A 17,456-nucleotide genomic window follows, 5' to 3' on the forward strand; every position below is an offset into this window, starting at 1 on the left:
CCGGCTACGCTGCGGAGATGCCCGACCCGCTGCGCCATCGGATCGCGACTCTCCCCGGCACTCCTGATCGTCCGAACGAGGACTACGCCGACGTGAAGGGCAACGTGGCCGTGCTCCTGGACGGTGCCGGCATCAAGGCCGTGCCCACCGGCTGCCGGCACAACGTGCACTGGTTCGTGCAGCAACTCGGCCCGGCCGTGCTGACGCACGCGGCCGGGGCGATGGGGCTCGACGAGGCGCTGCGCCGGGCGATCAATCAGGTCCGTGAGCTGCACGTCGACACCTGTGATCTTGATCATCCCTATTCACCGGCGGCGACGGCGATCATCGTCCGGGTCACCGAGCAGGTGGAGGCGCTGCTCCTCGCCGACTCGACGCTCGTCGTACGGCACCCCGATGAGCAACTGTCGGTGATCACCGATGAACGGTTCGCGACGCTCCAGGCTCGGCTCATCAGCGAAGGTGTGGTGCCGAAACCCGGCTGGATGGGGCCCTACATCAACCGGCCGGAAGGCTACTGGATGGCCGGAGCCGTGCCGGTCGCGGCCGACAACGCCGTCCTCCGGTCCTGGCCCGCCGATCAGGTCAGCTCGCTGGTGCTGCTGTCCGACGGGGCGACCCGGCCGGTCGACCTCTTCCACCGCCAGACCTGGCCGGAGTTGATCAACACGGTTGCCGGCGAAGGGCCGGGGCGAGTCCTCGAACAGGTCCGGGTGATCGAGGACACCGACCCGGAGCACGAACGTTGGCCCCGCGCCAAGACCCACGACGACGCCACCATTCTGGCTGTCGACCTCGGCTGACCGCCGCATCGTCGCGATTGCTGCAAAGCTGGGTGGATGACAGGTCTTCTGCGTTTCAGTGGCCGGACGGTGCTGATCACCGGCGCCGGGTACGGGATCGGGCGGGCGTGTGCCTTTCGGCTGGCCGCCGAAGGGGCGCGGACGGCGGTGACGGATCTGGACGAGTCGGCCGCTCGGGCGGTCGCGGCGGAGCTTCCCGGTCCGGACGGCGTTGATCATGCTGCCTATCCGATGGACGTCACCGACACCGACTCGGTGAACCGCACAGTTGATCAAGTTGCCGCGGACCTGGGCGGGCTCGACGTCCTGATCAACGTCGCCGGCGGCGACACGATGCACGGCGCCTTCGAGGAGACCGAGGACGAGGTCTGGGCGCGGATGCTCGACCTCAATCTGCTTGGCGTCGTCCGCTGCTGCCGGGCCGCGACCCCACACCTACGCCGGAGCACCAGGGCCCCGGGGATCGTGACGATCAGTTCGATCAACGGCTTGACCGCGTTGGGCAGCGAGCCCTACTCGGCGGCGAAGGCGGGTCTTTCGTCGCTCACGACCAATCTCGCCCACTCGCTCGGACGCGACGGGATCAGGGTCAACGCGGTGGCCCCGGCCACGATCAAGACCCGGGTTTGGGATGACCAGCCGGGCGGGGCCGATCGGCTCCGTGGTCTCTATCCGCTCGGCCGGGTCGGTGAACCCGACGATGTCGCCGCCGCAGTGGCGTTCCTCGCCTCGAGCGACGCGGCCTGGATCACCGGGCACGTCCTCCCCGTCGACGGCGGACTGCTGACCAGCCACGGCTCCATATCCCAGTGTCGGCCCAACTTAGCTAGACGGCATGAGGTTCGAAACCGCTAGGTGGCTCGCGAGCCATCTCAGAACTAGCCACGGGCGACCGCTGGAGCAGCTGTTGGGCTGGTGGTGCCGTCTTGAGGACGACGGCGTAGCGAGCCTAAGATCAGAGCATCGTCAAACACGACGTTGACCGCTTGCCCTCTTAACCAAGAATAGCTGCGTCACCGCGAGACGGAGGGTAGCGTCGAAGCATGACGAACGCAGGGCGCTGGATACAACGTGTGCTCAGGAACGACGACCTTGACCTATACCTAATGGTAGGTGTTGCGATCGTCTTCACAGTTCTCGGGATTACAGGCGTTGATGCAAAATGGGTCACCGCCTGCGTTCTGGGCCTCCTTGCCCTTCTTGCCTTCTCACAGATTCGATCACGTCGCCAAATTGCATCAATCGCAGGTCGTGAACACCAGGACCCATTGCGACGTATCCTGCCCAAGTTCCCCAAAGATCTCGAGGCCCGTCGCATGACGGGGACAAACGTAATGCTCATCGGTATATCACTCTCGCGGACTATACAGTCATACCGCCGCGCCATGCGTCACACACTGATGATCGGAGGGAAGGTGCGAATCCTCCTTCTAGATCCGGAGACTCTGGATCCGCGCGCACAGGGCGAGACGCTGCACGTTCGAAATAGAATCAACAATTCGCTGCAGGAATTGGCCGTGGCCAAGACCGAGTTTGAAATGCTAGAAGTGCGCTTAATGGTTAACGAGCCAGCATGTGGGATGAATCTTATCGATGCCGACAGTCCGGCAGGCTTGATTGTCGTACAACATCGCGAGTTCGATCCTGTTGGCGAGGCGTCACCCATAATCGCGCTCGAGCAAAAAGACACCCCATGGTATATCCACTTTCGGAACGAGGCGGAGCGAATCTGGGAGGCGAGCATGGAATGGCCACAGGCGGGGAATTGGGTTGAAAGGCGCCGCGGCAGATCCCCATTCGTAGCAGACTTCGGAACAGACCACATTGCCGCAATTGGCAATTGCCGATCGGCGCTCATAACTGGCGTAGCCCGGAATGAACTAATACGTAGCAACTTCCAGGTGTTTCAAAGAGCGCTCCAGCGAGGTTGCAAACTCCGCTTCGTTCTCATCGATCCGGAAAGTCCTGCAGTTGAGATTGCGGCCGACAGATACTATGCGGATCGTTCGCCAGAAAATCTGCAAAATCGCATCCGTCAGTCGACCGAACTGCTAACCGATTTACGTGAACGGACAGATGGGGATCTAGAACTCCGATACACCAGCTGCGCAATCGCGATGGGATGCATCGCTACGGACACCTCTCAAGGCGGCAACCCGGGTGCCCTTTTCCTCGAATACTACACACATCAGGTAGCGAACGAGCCAAAGCTCATACTCCGCCCAGGGGACGAGCCTGAGTTCCACTCTCTTCTTCGGGAAGCCGAGACTATCTGGAGTCTAGCGAGGACTGTCGGTCCAGGGCAGACCACAACACCATGAACCTGAAAGGTTGGATTCAAACGTGTGCTACTTCCGAGAGACCAGAGATTAGCCGGCACAATTTCAGCACATTCGTGAGTAGCTCGGAACCCTGTGGACGCGATAACCGAACAGCTCAGGTGGCAGAGAAGACTATCGAGTGGCCGGACCTCGCGCCAAGCCGCCGCGCTTCAGTACGTGAACAAATGCTCGAGCCGCGATCTGAGATGCAAGAAGTTGCCGTTCCTGTTTATCTTGATGCTTCTTCTCTGCATAGTCACAGACCGCCTTTACAACTAGCCATTCGACTGTCGACCTGTAACTTGCCGAAAACACGCCTGCGCCTTCCATTTCACCACCCATGGCATCCGGAAATCGGTCCAACAACTGTCGCTTGAAATCTGCGTTGTCTATAAGCTTCTCCCCCGAAAGCAACTGACAAGGAAGAAGATCGATTCCCAATTCCGATGCCAATCCGATGTCACGGAATCGACTGAGCAATGTTGGAGAACACGGTACATCGGACCCGCGACTGACCACATCCATCTCTCCAACTCGCTGAAGTTCGTAGGAGGTTAGCCTTTCGGAGAGTAGAAGTTGACCAATCGGTTGCCGATTCTCATCCATACCAAATGCGACACCGACGGCCAGCACAGCCCAGGGTTCCAACTCCCTTATGGCGTCACTGACGGTAAGTTGCGCACCTCCTGGCCCACCGGAACCCATCGAGCACCTGACATGCGCTACAACGGCGCCTCCGATCGGACCATAGATCGAGTAGGTGTTGCGATGGCCCAAATGAAGCTGAGGAGGTTGACCTATCTCAGCGAAGGCGTGCCTGAGGCTCGTTGTCTCTATCTCATTCACGGTCACCACCACGACATCGGCGCGCGTAAGCATGACCTGGCTCCTTGTCATCTCGAGTTCACGCTCCAATGCGCGATCGTCCTTCGAAAGTTCACCAGCTGTCCACAACAGGAGTCGGTGGGCCGCTTCGAACGAATCTCGAGGCGCGGCGATGGATCGGGGTGCATCGGCGCCCGCGGTGAGTCTCAGGCTCTGCCGTACCCGCGCGAGGATACGACTGCGAATACCATCTAGAGAATGAAACTCTCCGGGCAACTGCGAGGGCGGAACGGGACGTTGCCGCTCGACGGTGTGCATTGCACCTGAGATCCATCGCACTGCGGCGGTGAACAGAAGAGCCTCCGGGTGACCAGTCGCTTCAACGTAGGAGATCCATCTATCTGTAGAAGTTTGATGGGGTTCGATGAGCTCGGCCAACCCACAAGTTGCCATGAACCCAGCAAGAACCCGGCAGTCGAAACGTGGAAAGTCACGTGACAAATCATCGAAGATCGTCAATCCTCGAATCCCGGTTACTATATCTCCATCTCGAAAGTTTAGATAGTCAAGGGTGAACCCTCGACTAATTTGCCGACGCAATTCGGCCTCAGCAATTGGCCGTCGAGCAAGATCTCCCAGAAATGTGGAAAAGTATGGCCAGGTGACAGCCTGTGCCTCCCTGTGCGTGAGCGCCGCCTGCACCGGTGCACGCATTGCCAGGATGGTGGGCTGAAAGGGTGACTTCGCCAAAGTCCCTAAACTCCACGTGAATAGGTGAGACACTAAAGGGGCAGTACTGCCCCCCTCTTTGCGCTGTGTGGGAATTGCCCATCCAAGATCAGATTCGGATCTAAGGAAGTAGCTCGGGTATCGCAGGTGGTCATGCGCGTAGGCTTCTCGGCGACTTTCAATGAACTCAGTCTGAGTCGAGTCGGAACTGACTGTGTCAAGTCGCTCGATCGACAATAGAGCCTCTAAATGGAGTCGAGCGGCGTCGTCTAAGGCATCGTTCTCCCATACCGCGGAAAGGCCGCAGTATAACGGAGTGGACGTGCACAACGACGTTAGCCGCAACAACCGTACAATTTGTTCCCCGCGCAGCTGGCTACCCGCGGCCAGATTGAGCTCGCGATCTAGGAAGTGCAAATATATGGATGAGCGAGCCATTTCCCCGAACCTTCTTCACGAGAACGTCAGTTCATTAGTTCTACCTAGGGCCATCATCACTGTGTCGAGTTCTCCGCGTGCGATTCTACTCCGCATCTCATCGGTCGGAAGTCCGGTTACGTCAGACACCTCTGTCTCGAACTCAAGACGATTAGTCGGTATATCTCGAATCTCGGCCAGCTTAGCTCCGATTGAGAAGAATCGGACCGGAATGTTCAAGCGCGCCGCCTGGGCGATCTCCACAAGCACGCCGTCGGCCAAGCGGTCACCGAAGACCCAAACTTCGTCGGATGCAGCGATTAATCGGTGATTGCCGCGGCGAACCTGATCACGTGGAACCCGGTCGCCCAGGAAGTAGTCGAAAACCCGGAATGGATTCAGTGGAATAGACCCTCTGTGAAAAACGAACTCACAGACAACGTCTCGGCAGTAGAAGTACTGCTTAGATTGAGCTGTGTACACGAGCAACTGATTCATCTCAGGACTCCTAATTTCTTGGCCGCAGCACTGCCGGCGATGTGGCCACTCACTAGTGCCGCGACTAAACCCCGAAAGTCCCCGGCTGTGTCACCAGCAATCCAAACATTGTCGGCCACACGGAGTGCATTGTCATGTGAGGGGTACAAGCCCACACCCTCAATTGTAGGCGCGAATACCTCCGCTCTTTCTAGATGATCTCTTGGAAAGTCTCTCATAAGGAGTCGAATACCGGCAATAAGGCGCGCCGAGATTTCCGGCCCAAAGTAGGCTCTGAGTGGTGCGGCACTCTTTGGTGAGCCGATCAGGCTGCCTAACGTGGTAGTCAAGGGTTCGGCCTGCATGCTCAGTAGATTTCGCACCGTGGTCCAGTGGCGGCGGATCTCAGTCGGATCCCGCATTCGAATGTTGAATCCGACATTCGATCTACCTGTGGGCGGGCAATCGGCGCGGCCTGAGAAGCTGCGTACTCTATTGAATTCGGTTTCCACGACGATTCCGTCGCGGCAACAACAGAAAGTTCTCCACTCATCTCCAGTTAGATCGTTTCGCCATATCAACTTCGGATCGAGTTGCTCGTGGGAGCGGAGGAAGAACTCACCCGACGGTTGCTGGATTCTTATCCCAACCTCGAGCCGAACCGGTCTTAGCAACCTTGGGGATTCTATGGGTTCAAGTAGGAGAGGTCCGAACCGGCCTGATGCGATGAGAATACCCAAGGACGTGATCAAGGATCCGTCGTGGAGACGAACCAGCCATCTCGAGCCCACGGCAGCTACGCTTCCGACCGATGAGTTGGTCAGAAGGCGCGGGATGCGACTTCTGAGACTATCAATCAAGGCTGATCGTCGAGCGAGCGGCATGTACTCCGAGGGATAGGACTTGACTCGGTGACTACCAATAGTGCGTAGGGGCGATTGGTTCTGGACGCGAACGGGAACACGGATTCCAAACGACTTAGTCAACTGGGTGAGTTCACACTCAGCAGCACGCAGAAGATCTGACTGAAGTTTCCACAGTTTGGACGCCGATGGTCGAAATGAGAACTTGCCGTCACTGAACAGGCCGGCGCCACCGACGCCGCGGACGAGGTCGGAGGGCGATGCAGGGTCCCGAAGGGATCGCTCAGGCCCGGACTCGAGAACGAGTGGATGCAGCGCCGCCGCGGCGACTGCGGCCATCAACCCGGCGGGCCCCGCTCCAACTATTATCAAACTTTCGACCCCTTCGTCCTTATGCATCTGGACAATTCTACGGCCAGCCACGCCGCACTGCAGGTCGAAATCGCGTCGGCGAAGCTGCGAAACAACGCAGTCCAAGCGTGGGAAGTCGGTTCAGGGAGCCGGACCACGGAGAATAGGCCGTGCACTGGTCTGGCTCTCGACGCGACAGTGCAGCCCCTTCAGCGGACCGAGAACACGGAGAACGCGGCGAAGAGTCGGGCCGCGCCCCCTTGCTAGGTCACTACCGGTGCCGAGGGCCGGCTGCCAGGTCGACAACGGCGACCAGTATGGGGCGGCCGTCCAAGACGGGTAGTCGACCAGGTAGGCAGCGAAGTCATCCGGTTGTGCGTCGACGAGGCGCAGATGTGGCCCACGATTCCTAGGACGCGTCGTAGCCGATCAGGTGTCAGCCGTCTGCGACAAGCACAGTCCATGGCGGATCGCTAAGGGTGAGCGGAATCGGGATCGGGCCAGCGGCTCGGCGTCGTCGGTGCCCATCGCGACCAGGAGTGGCCAGAACGCCGGCCAATCCGACTCCTCGACCCGCCTGATCCTGACCATGGCCTCAGTCTGGCCGCGCCCGGCGTGATCGGGGAAACTTGGGCCGGGTAGTCACGGCGAGAAGCTCCCCGATCCCGCGGTCGGGATCGAGCCGGTCCGGGCCGCCATGGAAGGCTGTCCGTTGCAGACGACCAGAACAGAGGACCGGAATGATCACTGAGTTCGCCCGCGACGGGCTGTTCACCGCCGCCTGGTTCGGGCTGATGACGGTGGTCTGGCTCGGCTGGGCCCAGGAGGATCCACCGCGCCGCTGGCGCTTGCCGCTCGGCATCGGGTCGGTGCTCGGGATGATCTTGGCCATCGGGTTCGGCGTGCTCACCGCTTTGAACTGGTCGGCACCGACGGCGTTGGCCGGCCGCTATCAGTGGTTCGGCGTGCTGGTCGGCGCCGAGGTGATCGCAGCCGGGCTGGGCTGCCTGCTACTGGCCCGGCGATCGGCCGGTCGGTGGATGGCCTGGTGGGTGGCCCTGATCGTCGCGCTCCACTTCGTGCCGCTCGGCTTGCTGCTGAGTGATCCCAGCATCGCGGTGTTCGGGCTGATCCAGGCAGCGTTGGTGATCATCGTCGGGGCTCGGCTGCGCGGCGCGACCGATCCCACCAGCCGGCTGGTCGGGCCGGTGATGGGCGCCACCCTGCTCGGTTACGGTCTGATCGCCGGCATCCTGCAGCTCATCCGAGGGCTGCCCTGACCGGCTCCCACGAGCCGCGTACGCTCATCGGCGTGACCACCCGGCGCCTGTCGTGGAGCGAACGCGACCTCGCTGATCAATCCGGTCGCACGGTGGTGATCACCGGCGCCAACTCCGGGCTCGGCCTGCGGGCGGCGACCGTCCTCGGCGAGCACGGCGCGCGAGTGCTGCTGGCGTGCCGCTCCCGCGAACGCGGCGAGCAGGCGGTCAGCACCGTCCGGGGCGGCGAGTTGGTGCTGCTCGATCTTGCCGATCTCTCCTCGGTACGCAGCGCCGCGGCCGAGATCAGGCAACGCACCGGAGACCAGCTGGACATCTTGATCAACAACGCCGGGATCACCTGGCCGCCGTTGCGCCGGACCGTCGAGGGATACGAGTCGACGTTCGCCACCAACCATCTCGGCCATGCCGCTCTCACCTGGCTGCTGATGCCCGCGTTGCGCGGCGGCACCGACCCGAGGGTCGTGCACGTGGCGAGCATCGCGGCACGGAGCGGGATGCTCGATCTGCACGATCCGAACTTTCATCGGCGTCGTTACAACGGCGGCCTGGCGTACGGGCAGTCCAAGCAGGCCAATCTGATCTTCGGGCTCGAGCTGGAGCGGCGCCTCCGGGCGGCCGGTGATCAGATCCGCAGCGTCGTCGCCCATCCGGGGATGACCGACACGGAACTGTTTCCGAACTCGATGCGCGACCGCGGCCGTCTGCTGCTCCGCGCGAGCCGGGTGCTGAACTCCTTGATCACGCAGCGGGTCGGAGCCGGCACCTTGCCGATCTTGTACGCGGCCACCGCCCCGGAGGCTCACGGCTACTACGGACCGGGCGGGCCGCTCGAGATCCGCGGCGCCGTCGGGCCGGCGAGGATTCCACGAGCGGCCACGGCCGAACCGGTGGCCCGACGCCTCTGGGACCTGACCGCGGAGCTGACGGGTATCGCTCCGGATCCCGGCTGACGGCCGCCCGACGGTACCCATATGATCACACGCGCTCAGCAGGTGATGATCCGCGTCCGGGCTTCGTCGTGAGCCGTCGGAACCGCGAGGTGGGCCCGAGAGTCGTAGCCAGGACGCGACTCGCTGCGGACCGCAGATGACGGGGACGATCCGATGGATGACTTTCCGAGGTACACCGACTATCGCTCGGGGCAGCCGACGAACGACTCCACGCGCCCGAACCCGACGAAACCGTTGCTCACTCCCCGAGCCCGACCATCGAGCAACACGACCGGCCATCCCGCCCCCAACGAGGGCGTCGGCGCCCTGGTCTGCGGAATCCTCGGCCTGTTCTTCTGCGGGGTGGTGCTCGGCCCGATCGCCATCTATCTCGGCAGCCAGAGTGAATCCGGCCTGGCGAAGGCCGGCAAGGCGCTCGGCATCGTTGCTGTCATCGGCTGGGCCGTGTATGTCGTCGTTGTGCTCGCCGGCAACGCCTGATCGTCTCGTTGATCTTGCGTCGATCCGATCAAATTCGTCGGCCGGCGGAGACCTCGAGCAGCAGGTCCACCCGGTCGTCGATCACGAAGCTGCCATTGTCCAGCGCGGAGATCATCCGGACGCCCCAATCCTTGCGGTTGACCGACGCCCTGCCGACGAAGCCGACCCGGAACCCGCCCGCAGGATCGTGATCCGTGCGGGTCAGTTCGACGGTCACGGCCACCGGCTTCACCGCGCCGCGGATGGTCAGGTCGCCGGTGATCATGAAGGTCGACGACCCCTCCGCCCGGATCGCGGTCGAGGCGAAGGTGATGGTCGGGTGAGCTTCGACCGCCAGGAACTCGCGGCGGAGGTGATCATCACGGCGCCGGTTGCGGGTCTGGATCGAAGCCGCCTGCAGGGTCAGTCGGACCGAGGATTTCGTCGGGTCGTCGCCGTCGAGCTGCACCACACCGTCGAACCGCTCGAACCAGCCACGCACCTTGGTGATCTTCGTGCTGCGGACGACGAAGCCGATCCGGGTCCGCGCGGGGTCGATCACGTATTCGCCGGTCAGTTGGTCCAGCCTGCTGGTCGTGGCCATGTCTCGCTCTCTCTCGTGGAACCGCACTGGGCGCATCCGACCCGCTCGATTCCGGGCCGGTCTACGCTCTCGATCGGGAAGACACGCGGCGGCGCGGAAACGTGACGTCACATTCGGCGCGCGGGACGGGTCTGGTGGGCATGGACGAGCACGACTGGCTGGCGGAACGATTCCAGGAGCACCGACCCAGGCTGCGGGCGGTCGCGATGCGGATGCTCGGCTCGGGCACCGAGGCGGAGGACGCGGTCCAGGAGGCGTGGCTGCGGCTCAGCGGCGCGGACGCCGACGAGATCGAGAATCTCGAGGCCTGGCTGGTCACCGTGGTCGGCCGGGTCGCGCTCAACATGCTCCGCTCCCGCCGGACCCGGCGCGAGGATTCGCTCGAGGCACGGCTGCCGGATCCGGTCGACGACGAGTCCGGCGGCGCCGATCCGGAGCAGGAGGCCGTGCTCGCCGACTCGGTCGGGCTGGCCCTGCTCGTCGTCCTCGAGACCCTGACGCCGGCCGAGCGGCTGGCGTACGTCCTGCACGACATGTTCTCGGTGCCGTTCGAGGAGATCGGCGTCATCCTCGACCGCTCGCCCGAGGCGTCCCGGCAACTCGCCAGCCGGGCCCGGCGCCGGATCCGCGACGGCAATTCGAACCCCGAGGGCGACGTCACCACCCAACGTCGGGTCGTCGAGGCCTTCCTCGCCGCCGCGCGGGGTGGCGACTTCGAGGCACTCGTCGCCGTGCTCGACCCAGAGGCCGAGGTGCATGAGGACAGCGGCTCCGGGCTGCAGCTGGCCGCCACCGGCGCCGAGAACGTCGCGCGCCGGGCCCAGTCGGTCTCCCGGACCGGCGTCGACGCCTATCCGGCGATGGTCGAAGGCCGGGTCGGGTTCGTCGCCTTCCTCGACGGTGACCTGTATGCGATCGGCGCCCTCACCCACCGTGCCGGTCGGATCGCCGTCCTCGAGATCACGATCGATCCGCAGCGCCTGGCCGAGCGCGAGTACACCGTCCTGGACTTCCTCTCGAACTAGTGGCCCTGGTTTCCGACCACCAGTCGCCCGACGACCCCGCCGAACGCGGCGTGTCGCGGGGCCCAGGCCGGGATCGTGGTCGAATTCCAGGGTTCAGACCGGCGGACTGAACTCCGACGCGATCCACGCCGGCCGGCGCAGCCCGCCGAGGTGCTGGATGCTCTGGATCACCAGCGGATGCATCAGTTCAGCGGTCGACAGCTCGGTTTCGGTCTCGGCCCTGGCTCGCAGGGTCCGGGCCGCGAGGTCGACGATCTGATCATGAACCGGCCAGCCGGTCAGCAGCCCGAGCACGCCTCGGGCGAGCGTGGTCCACGGTCGATCGGATTCGTCAGCGAGGACCCGGACGTCGCCGTCGGAACGACAGGTCACCGTGCCGGTCGACGGTCCAAGATCATGGTTCGACAGGCTCAGGGAACGTGAGGGCCCGATCGGCCGGGTCGTCGGCTGCAACCGCCACTCCCGCGGGTTAGGGAGGTAATGGGCGTGCCGCGGGCTGGCACTCTCGATCGCGATCATGTCGCCGAGCCACAGCTCCTGGAACTGGTCGGACGTCGCGTCGACGATCCTTCCCTTCCTCGAGCTGGTTCGAGCAGTGCACCCAGCTGAGGTGTCGTCCAGCAGCAACAGATAGCCGTTCCGCCGATGCCAGCCGACTTGTCAGAACTGAGTTGCGCCGGGGCACAACTCAGTTCTGACAACTCGGGAGCGGAGGGTCAGTAGACCTCGATGTCGTCGATGAAGACGCCGTCGGCGGACTTGGTGAAGGTGCGGGTGAAGGCGACCTTCACGTGTTGAGCCTTGACCGGAGCGAAGCGGACCTCGAAGCGGTTGCCCGAGGGGTCGTTCGGTCGGTCCACGCCGCCGCGGTCGGTCCACTTCACCCCGTCCGTGCTGGTCAGCACCCGGACGGTGTCGGGCCGGTAGCCGGAATACTCGACGTAGCCCTGGACGTCCACCTGCCGCACCGTCTTGGCCGCGCCGAGGTCGAAGGTGACGTCGAAGTCCTTCTTCTCATCCGGCTTGCCCTGGATCACGTACGGCCGGCCGTCGCCGAAGTTGTCCGAGATCACGCCGTCGGTCGATTCCAGCCCGGTCAGATCCTTGAACGTCTCGGGCAGCGTCGCCGGGATCTCCCACGACTTCTGGTACGTCAGCCCGCCGACCAGGTTTTGCCGCGGGAGGGCGAAGCCGGCGACCTTGAACTCCAGCAGCCCGGGGGTGGCCGTCTTCAGCCGGAGGTAGCGCGCCTTGCCGTTGATGCCGACGAAGTCCTCGCCGCCGTTGGCCTTGGTCCGCCGGACGGCGTCGACCCAGCTCTTGCCGTCGTACGACGTCTGGATCGTGTAGTCGGCCGGATGATCAGCACCCCACTTGAGGAAGACGCCGTCGACCTGATGCTGCGCGCCGAGATCGGCCGCCGCGCCGGTCTTGATCGTCGCCGCCAGATCCTTGGCGGCGAACGGCTTGCCGGCCGCGGCGTCGAGCACGAGGGTACGGATTCGATCAAGGAACGTGACGTCGCCGGTGAAGGTGCCCGGCTTGCTGGCCAGGGCCAGGGCAAGATCGGTGGCCAGGTCCGGGTGCGTCTCCTTCAAGATCGTGACGACCTCCCAGTCCTCGATCCCGTCACGCATCGACTCCAGCCGGATCGTCCGCTCCAGCAGATCCTTGTGCAACTTGTCGGGGTTGACCACCCAGAAGTCACCCTTGACGTCTTGATCATCCATCGAGATGTTCCAGTTGTTGAACGCCCAGTGCAGATGCCCGTTCGCGCCGCGGGCGGCGGCGAGCCAGCCGATCAGGCGCTGGTAGTACTGCGGCTGATCGATGAAGCGATTGAGGAAGCCCAGGGTCGGGATGTTGCAGTTGTAGAGCCACAGATCCTTGCCCTCGGCCCGTCCCTTGTCGTAGGCGGCCGGATGGGTCTCGTAGTTGAGCAGGTTCGGGATCAGGATGTCCTCGCGCGCCGCCACCTCGCTGGCGACCGGCTCGTGGAAGGTGGCGTCGCCGATCTTGAGCTCCGGCCAGACCGCCTTGACCTTGTCGTAGATCCCGTTCCAGCCCGCCCGGCCCGACGCGCCCTGCGGCTCGTCGCCGATGTGGCCCCACCAGATGTCCTCCCAGCCCTTGGCCCTGACATGATCACGCATGGCGCCGACGTACTGCGTGATCCACCGGTCGGCCTCGGCCGACTCCCACGGGACGTACTTCTTGATCGTCTTCCCGTCCGGGCCCTGGGCCAGGGTCTCGACGTCCCAGTTGGTCCAGTAGCCGGGGCCGCCGTTGACCCAGAAGCCTTCGAGCCGGCTGACCGTGCCGCGGTCCATGAAGAACTCGACCACCTCGTCGATCTTGCTCCAGTCGAAGTGCACGGTGCCGTCGGCGTCGACCGTGGTGTTTCCGGCCAGGAACAGCGTGTTCATCGGCAGGGTCAGGTTGTTGTTGCGATAGTCCTTGCGCAGTTGGGCATAGTCCTCCATCAGCTTCCACCACTCCGGGCTGAACGGGGAGAAGCCGTAGTTGGCCAGCATCGTCTCGACCCCGCTCGGCGGCGGCTGATGCGACACGGTGCCGAAGAACAGCGTCCACTCGACGTCGGTGAAGCCGCTGTCCTTGGGGTCCGGGATCGTCACTGCGCGGACGTTGACCGACAGCGGCAGGTTGAGGGTGCCGCGATCGGTCTCGACCAGGATCCGGCCGCGGTAGATCCCGCCGGGGGTGGACTTCGGCACATGGACCCGGATCCAGAACGGCTGCGTCGTGTTCGCCGGGACCTTGATCGACTGATCGTTCGACAGCCCGTCGGGAAAGTTGTCCGGCGCCGGCCGGCTCGGCGCGTAGACGTACTGGTTGCCGCCGAATACCGAGTTGTGGTTCAGCCCGGTGAACTTGACGAAGTTGTACGTGAGGTTCGGTGCCTCGATCCGGTTCCGCCCGGCGCTGAGCGGCGAGAAGCTGACCTTGTTGATCGTCAGGTCCTGGTTCGAACGAATCACGGCCTGGCCGGCCTCGAACTCGTTCCGGGCGGTGTCGAGGGCGAGCGCCGACAACGCGCCGGAGTCGCTCGGCCGTGAATCGGGGAAGACGTGCGTCGATGCCCGGGTGGCCCAGACCTCGGTCGTCGGGGCGGCCGCGGCGCGGACCGGAGTGATCATCAGGGCGGCCACACACAGTGTGGCCACCAGGGCGGCGAACAGCGGGGACGGCTTCATCGGCGGGCTCCCAGTCGGTCGGGTCGAGAACCTCATTTTTCAAGTACACAAGGGAGATCGACAACCATCCCGATTAGACCACTGTCCGCCGCACCCCGCTGCGGCGCGGTCGGCCCGGGTGACTCAGTAGACCTCGAGCTCGTCGATGAAGACGCCGTCGGCCGACGGGATGAAGGTGCGGGTGAACGCAATCTTGACGTGCTGGGCCTGGACCGGCGCGAAGCGGACCTGGTAACGGTTGCCCGAGGCGTCGTTCGGACGACTGACCCCGCCGCGGTCGGTCCAGGTCTTCCCGTCGGTGCTGGTCAGCACCCGCACGGTGTCGGGCCGATAGCCGGCGTACTCCGCATAGCCCTGCATGATCACCTCGCGCACCCTCTTCTCCGCACCGAGGTCGAAGGTCACGTCGAACGACTTCTGTTCGCCCGCCTTGCCCTGGATGACGTACGGCCGCTGGTCGCCGAAGGTGTCCGAGACCACGCCGTCGGTCGACTCGCGCCCGGTCGTGTCCGGAAAGCCGCTCGGCGGCTCCCAGGACTTCTGGTACGTCAGCCCGCCGGCCAGATTCGGCCGGGACAGCGGTGAACCGGCGACCTTGAAGCCGATCAGGCCCGCGGCGGGGTCCTTCAGCCGGACGTAGCGACCCTTGGCGTTCAGGCCGACGAAGTCCTCGCCGCCGTCGGTCTTGATCCGCCGGCCGGCGTTGACCCAGTGCTCACCGTCGTACGACGTCTCGACGATGTACCCGCCGGCCGGGGGAGTGTCACCCCAGGTGACGAAGACGCCGTCGAGCTGCTGTTGTGAGCCGAGGTCGACGGCCTTCCCCGTCTTGATCACCGAGGCCAGCTCGGCCGCGGCGACGCGCTTGCCGGCCGCCGCGTCGAGCGCGAGCGCCCGGATCCGCTCGAGGTAGGTGACGTCGGGAGTGAACGTCCCGGGCGTGCTGGCCAGCGCCTTGGCGAGATCCATCGCCAGCTGCGGATGCCGCCGTTTCAAGATCGTGATCACCTCCCAGTCCTCGATCCCGTCGCGCATCGACTCCAGCCGGATCGTCCGCTCCAGCAGGTCCTTGCGTTCCTTGTCCGGGTTCACCACCCAGAAATCGCCCTTGAGATTCTGATCATCCATCGAGATGTTCCAGTTGTTGAACGCCCAGTGCAGGTGCCCGTTGGCGTTGCGGGCGGCGGCGAGCCAGCCGATCAGGCGTTGGTAGTACTGCGGCTGATCGACGAAGCGGTTGAGCATGTCGGCCCCGGGGATGTTGCAGTTGTAGAACCAGAGATCCTTGCCCTGCTTGCGGGCCTCGTCGTAGGCGCGGGGATGGGACTCGTAGTTCTGCAGGTTGGGAATCGCGATGTCGACGCGCTCGCTCACCTCGCTGGCAACGGGTTCGTGGGCCGTCGCGTCGCCGATCACGACCTCGGGCCAGACCGCCTTGACCTTGTCGAAGATTCCGTTCCAGCCGTCGCGACCCGGCGCACCCTGCGGTTCGTCGCCGATGTGCATCCACCAGATGTCGTCCCAGCCCTTGGCCTTGACGTGATCACGCAGCGCCGTGACGTAATCGTTGATCCAGCGGGAGGATTCGGGCGAGTCCCACGGAACGTACTTCTTGATCACGTTCCCCTCCGGCCCACGGGCGAGGGTCTCGACGCCCCAGGTGGTCCCCGAGGTCGGACCGCCGTTGACCCAGAATCCTTCGAGCCGACTGACCGTGCCGCGGTCCATGAAGAACTCGACCACCTGGTCGATCTTGCTCCAGTCGAAGTGGACGGTGCCGTCGGAATCGATCTTGGTGTCCCCGGCGAGCAACAGGGTGTTCATCGGCAGGGTCAGGTTGTTGTTGCGATAGTCCCGGCGAAGATCGGCGTAGTCCTCCATCAGCTTCCACCATTCGGGACTGAAGGGGGAGAAGCCGTAGTTGGCGAGCATGGTCTCGACGCCGCTGGGCGGTGGTTGGTGGGACACGGTGCCGAAGAACAGGGTCCATTCGACGTCGGTGAAGCCACTGTCCTTGGTGTCGGGGATCGTGACCGGCCGGACGTTGATCGACAGCGGCATGGTCATGGTGCCGTGATCGGTCTCGATCTTGACCGTGCCGCGGTAGATCCCGCCGGCCTGGGTCTTGGGGACCTTGACCCGGACCCAGATCGGCTGGGTCCTCTCGGCCGCGACCTTGATCGACGGCGCGTTCGACAGCCCCTCCGGGAACTCGCCCGGCGCCGGGCGGCTCGGCGCGTAGATCGATTGGCTGCCCAGGCGGGAGTTCCGGTTCAACGAGACGTACTTGACGAAGTTGTAGCTCAGCTCGGCCGCGGGGATGGTGTTCCGGCCGGACTTGAGCGGGGTGAAGGCGACCCGCGCGATGGTGAACTCGCGGTCCCACCGGATCATCACCTGTCCGGCCTCGAACTCGTTCCGGGCGGAATCCAGGGCGAGGGTCTGCTGCCCGCCGGTGTCGCCGGGGAGGGAATCGGGGAAGACATGAGTCGAGGCGCGAGCCGCCCAGAGTTGAGGCCTGGCGGCGGACTCGGCCGGCGTCGGTACGGAAAGCAGGGCGGCCACACACAGGGTGGCCACCAGGGCGGCGAACAGCGGCAACAGCTTCATCGGCGGGCTCCCTGTCACTGGGTCGAGGGCCTCATCCTTCGAGGCGCGCAGGGAGATCGACAACCAACCCGGCTAGACCACTGCCGGCCGAAAGCTCCGGTGCCGGCAGCAGATCCCGGCTGCCGGGTGATCAGCTCCCGCCCGACGATCCATCGTCCGGCTCCCGGCCGGTGACCCTCCGAACGTCACCGGCCGGCAGCCAGACCCGGTGCCGGCGAGCGTCGTGCAACTCGACCAGCACCACCGGTCGCACCCAGCGGGTCACGTGGCCGCGCACCCACTCCTCGCCGTCCCGGGCCCAGACCACGCGGGCCTCGACCTCGATCCTGGTGTGGTCCCGCAGAAACCGGGCGGTCTCCCCCGCCGGCCACTCCTCGTTGTCGACCAGTTGCTCTTCACCCGGGGCGAGCTCCTCCCACCAGAACGAATCCCTGACATCAGACATTCTGTCAGTATCGAACACCTGATCGATTTATCCTAGGCCCAAGTGTCCGTGATGTGGGACACCTGGGGCGGTGGTTGAT

General features: G+C 64.1%; 14 protein-coding genes. 7 read left to right on the plus strand and 7 right to left on the minus strand.

Translation table 11 applies throughout. The annotated features are described in order from the left end of the window. Positions 1–17 precede the first annotated feature (17 nt). From FNH24_RS25930 to FNH24_RS25940, 3 genes are all read left to right on the plus strand, one after another. Positions 18–803: a protein phosphatase 2C domain-containing protein gene (locus FNH24_RS25930; protein WP_152365149.1), complete on the plus strand. Its 786-nt coding sequence runs from the start codon at positions 18–20 to the stop codon at positions 801–803. Between the two features lie 36 nt (positions 804–839). Then, a complete protein-coding gene (locus FNH24_RS25935; protein ID WP_152365150.1) occupies positions 840–1,658 on the plus strand; it encodes an SDR family NAD(P)-dependent oxidoreductase in 819 nt (272 codons plus the stop codon). Between the two features lie 188 nt (positions 1,659–1,846). Beyond that, positions 1,847–3,124 carry a hypothetical protein gene (locus tag FNH24_RS25940; protein ID WP_152365151.1) on the plus strand — a complete coding sequence of 426 codons (1,278 nt, stop codon included), beginning with the start codon at positions 1,847–1,849 and terminating at the stop codon, positions 3,122–3,124. A gap of 132 nt (positions 3,125–3,256) precedes the next feature. Here the strand turns inward: FNH24_RS25940 and FNH24_RS25945 are convergent, their stop codons facing one another. Both FNH24_RS25945 and FNH24_RS25950 read right to left on the minus strand, forming a co-directional pair. After that, positions 3,257–4,663, minus strand: a complete 1,407-nt coding sequence (locus FNH24_RS25945; protein WP_161606318.1) for a 5'-methylthioadenosine/S-adenosylhomocysteine nucleosidase family protein — start codon at positions 4,661–4,663, stop codon at positions 3,257–3,259. 468 nt (positions 4,664–5,131) lie between these two features. Continuing rightward, positions 5,132–5,593 (minus strand): DUF7768 domain-containing protein, encoded by a 462-nt coding sequence (locus FNH24_RS25950; protein ID WP_152365153.1) that lies wholly within the window; start codon positions 5,591–5,593, stop codon positions 5,132–5,134. Positions 5,594–7,526: 1,933 nt separating this feature from the next. Between FNH24_RS25950 and FNH24_RS25955 the strand changes: the two genes are divergently transcribed. From FNH24_RS25955 to FNH24_RS31830, 3 genes are all read left to right on the plus strand, one after another. Next, positions 7,527–8,066 carry a hypothetical protein gene (locus tag FNH24_RS25955; RefSeq protein ID WP_152365154.1) on the plus strand — a complete coding sequence of 180 codons (540 nt, stop codon included), beginning with the start codon at positions 7,527–7,529 and terminating at the stop codon, positions 8,064–8,066. Between the two features lie 32 nt (positions 8,067–8,098). Further along, the gene (locus tag FNH24_RS25960) at positions 8,099–9,019 is read left to right on the plus strand and encodes an oxidoreductase (protein WP_246187078.1); all 921 of its coding nucleotides are present in this window, start codon (positions 8,099–8,101) and stop codon (positions 9,017–9,019) included. A 153-nt stretch (positions 9,020–9,172) separates the two neighbouring features. Beyond that, positions 9,173–9,499 (plus strand): DUF4190 domain-containing protein, encoded by a 327-nt coding sequence (locus FNH24_RS31830; protein ID WP_175047925.1) that lies wholly within the window; start codon positions 9,173–9,175, stop codon positions 9,497–9,499. Positions 9,500–9,527: 28 nt separating this feature from the next. On the opposite strand, the gene FNH24_RS25970 is transcribed toward FNH24_RS31830, so the two are convergent. Next, positions 9,528–10,082 (minus strand): YceI family protein, encoded by a 555-nt coding sequence (locus FNH24_RS25970; protein WP_152365155.1) that lies wholly within the window; start codon positions 10,080–10,082, stop codon positions 9,528–9,530. 101 nt (positions 10,083–10,183) lie between these two features. Between FNH24_RS25970 and FNH24_RS25975 the strand changes: the two genes are divergently transcribed. After that, on the plus strand, positions 10,184–11,107 hold the full coding sequence (locus tag FNH24_RS25975; RefSeq protein WP_246187079.1) for a sigma-70 family RNA polymerase sigma factor: 924 nt from the start codon (positions 10,184–10,186) through the stop codon (positions 11,105–11,107). 93 nt (positions 11,108–11,200) lie between these two features. On the opposite strand, the gene FNH24_RS25980 is transcribed toward FNH24_RS25975, so the two are convergent. The 4 genes from FNH24_RS25980 to FNH24_RS25995 form a co-directional block, all read right to left on the minus strand. Further along, positions 11,201–11,626 (minus strand): hypothetical protein, encoded by a 426-nt coding sequence (locus FNH24_RS25980; RefSeq protein ID WP_152365156.1) that lies wholly within the window; start codon positions 11,624–11,626, stop codon positions 11,201–11,203. Positions 11,627–11,823: 197 nt separating this feature from the next. Then, positions 11,824–14,322, minus strand: coding sequence for a glycoside hydrolase domain-containing protein (locus FNH24_RS25985; protein WP_161606319.1), 2,499 nt, complete (start codon positions 14,320–14,322; stop codon positions 11,824–11,826). Between the two features lie 123 nt (positions 14,323–14,445). Beyond that, a complete protein-coding gene (locus FNH24_RS25990) occupies positions 14,446–16,932 on the minus strand; it encodes a glycoside hydrolase domain-containing protein (protein WP_152365158.1) in 2,487 nt (828 codons plus the stop codon). A gap of 130 nt (positions 16,933–17,062) precedes the next feature. Continuing rightward, entirely contained in the window at positions 17,063–17,377 is a 315-nt protein-coding gene (locus tag FNH24_RS25995) for a hypothetical protein (protein WP_152365159.1), read from the minus strand. Between the last annotated feature and the right edge of the window lie 79 nt (positions 17,378–17,456).

It is taken from the genome of Microlunatus speluncae, assembly GCF_009299835.1.
Taxonomy (GTDB): domain Bacteria; phylum Actinomycetota; class Actinomycetes; order Propionibacteriales; family Propionibacteriaceae; genus Microlunatus; species Microlunatus speluncae.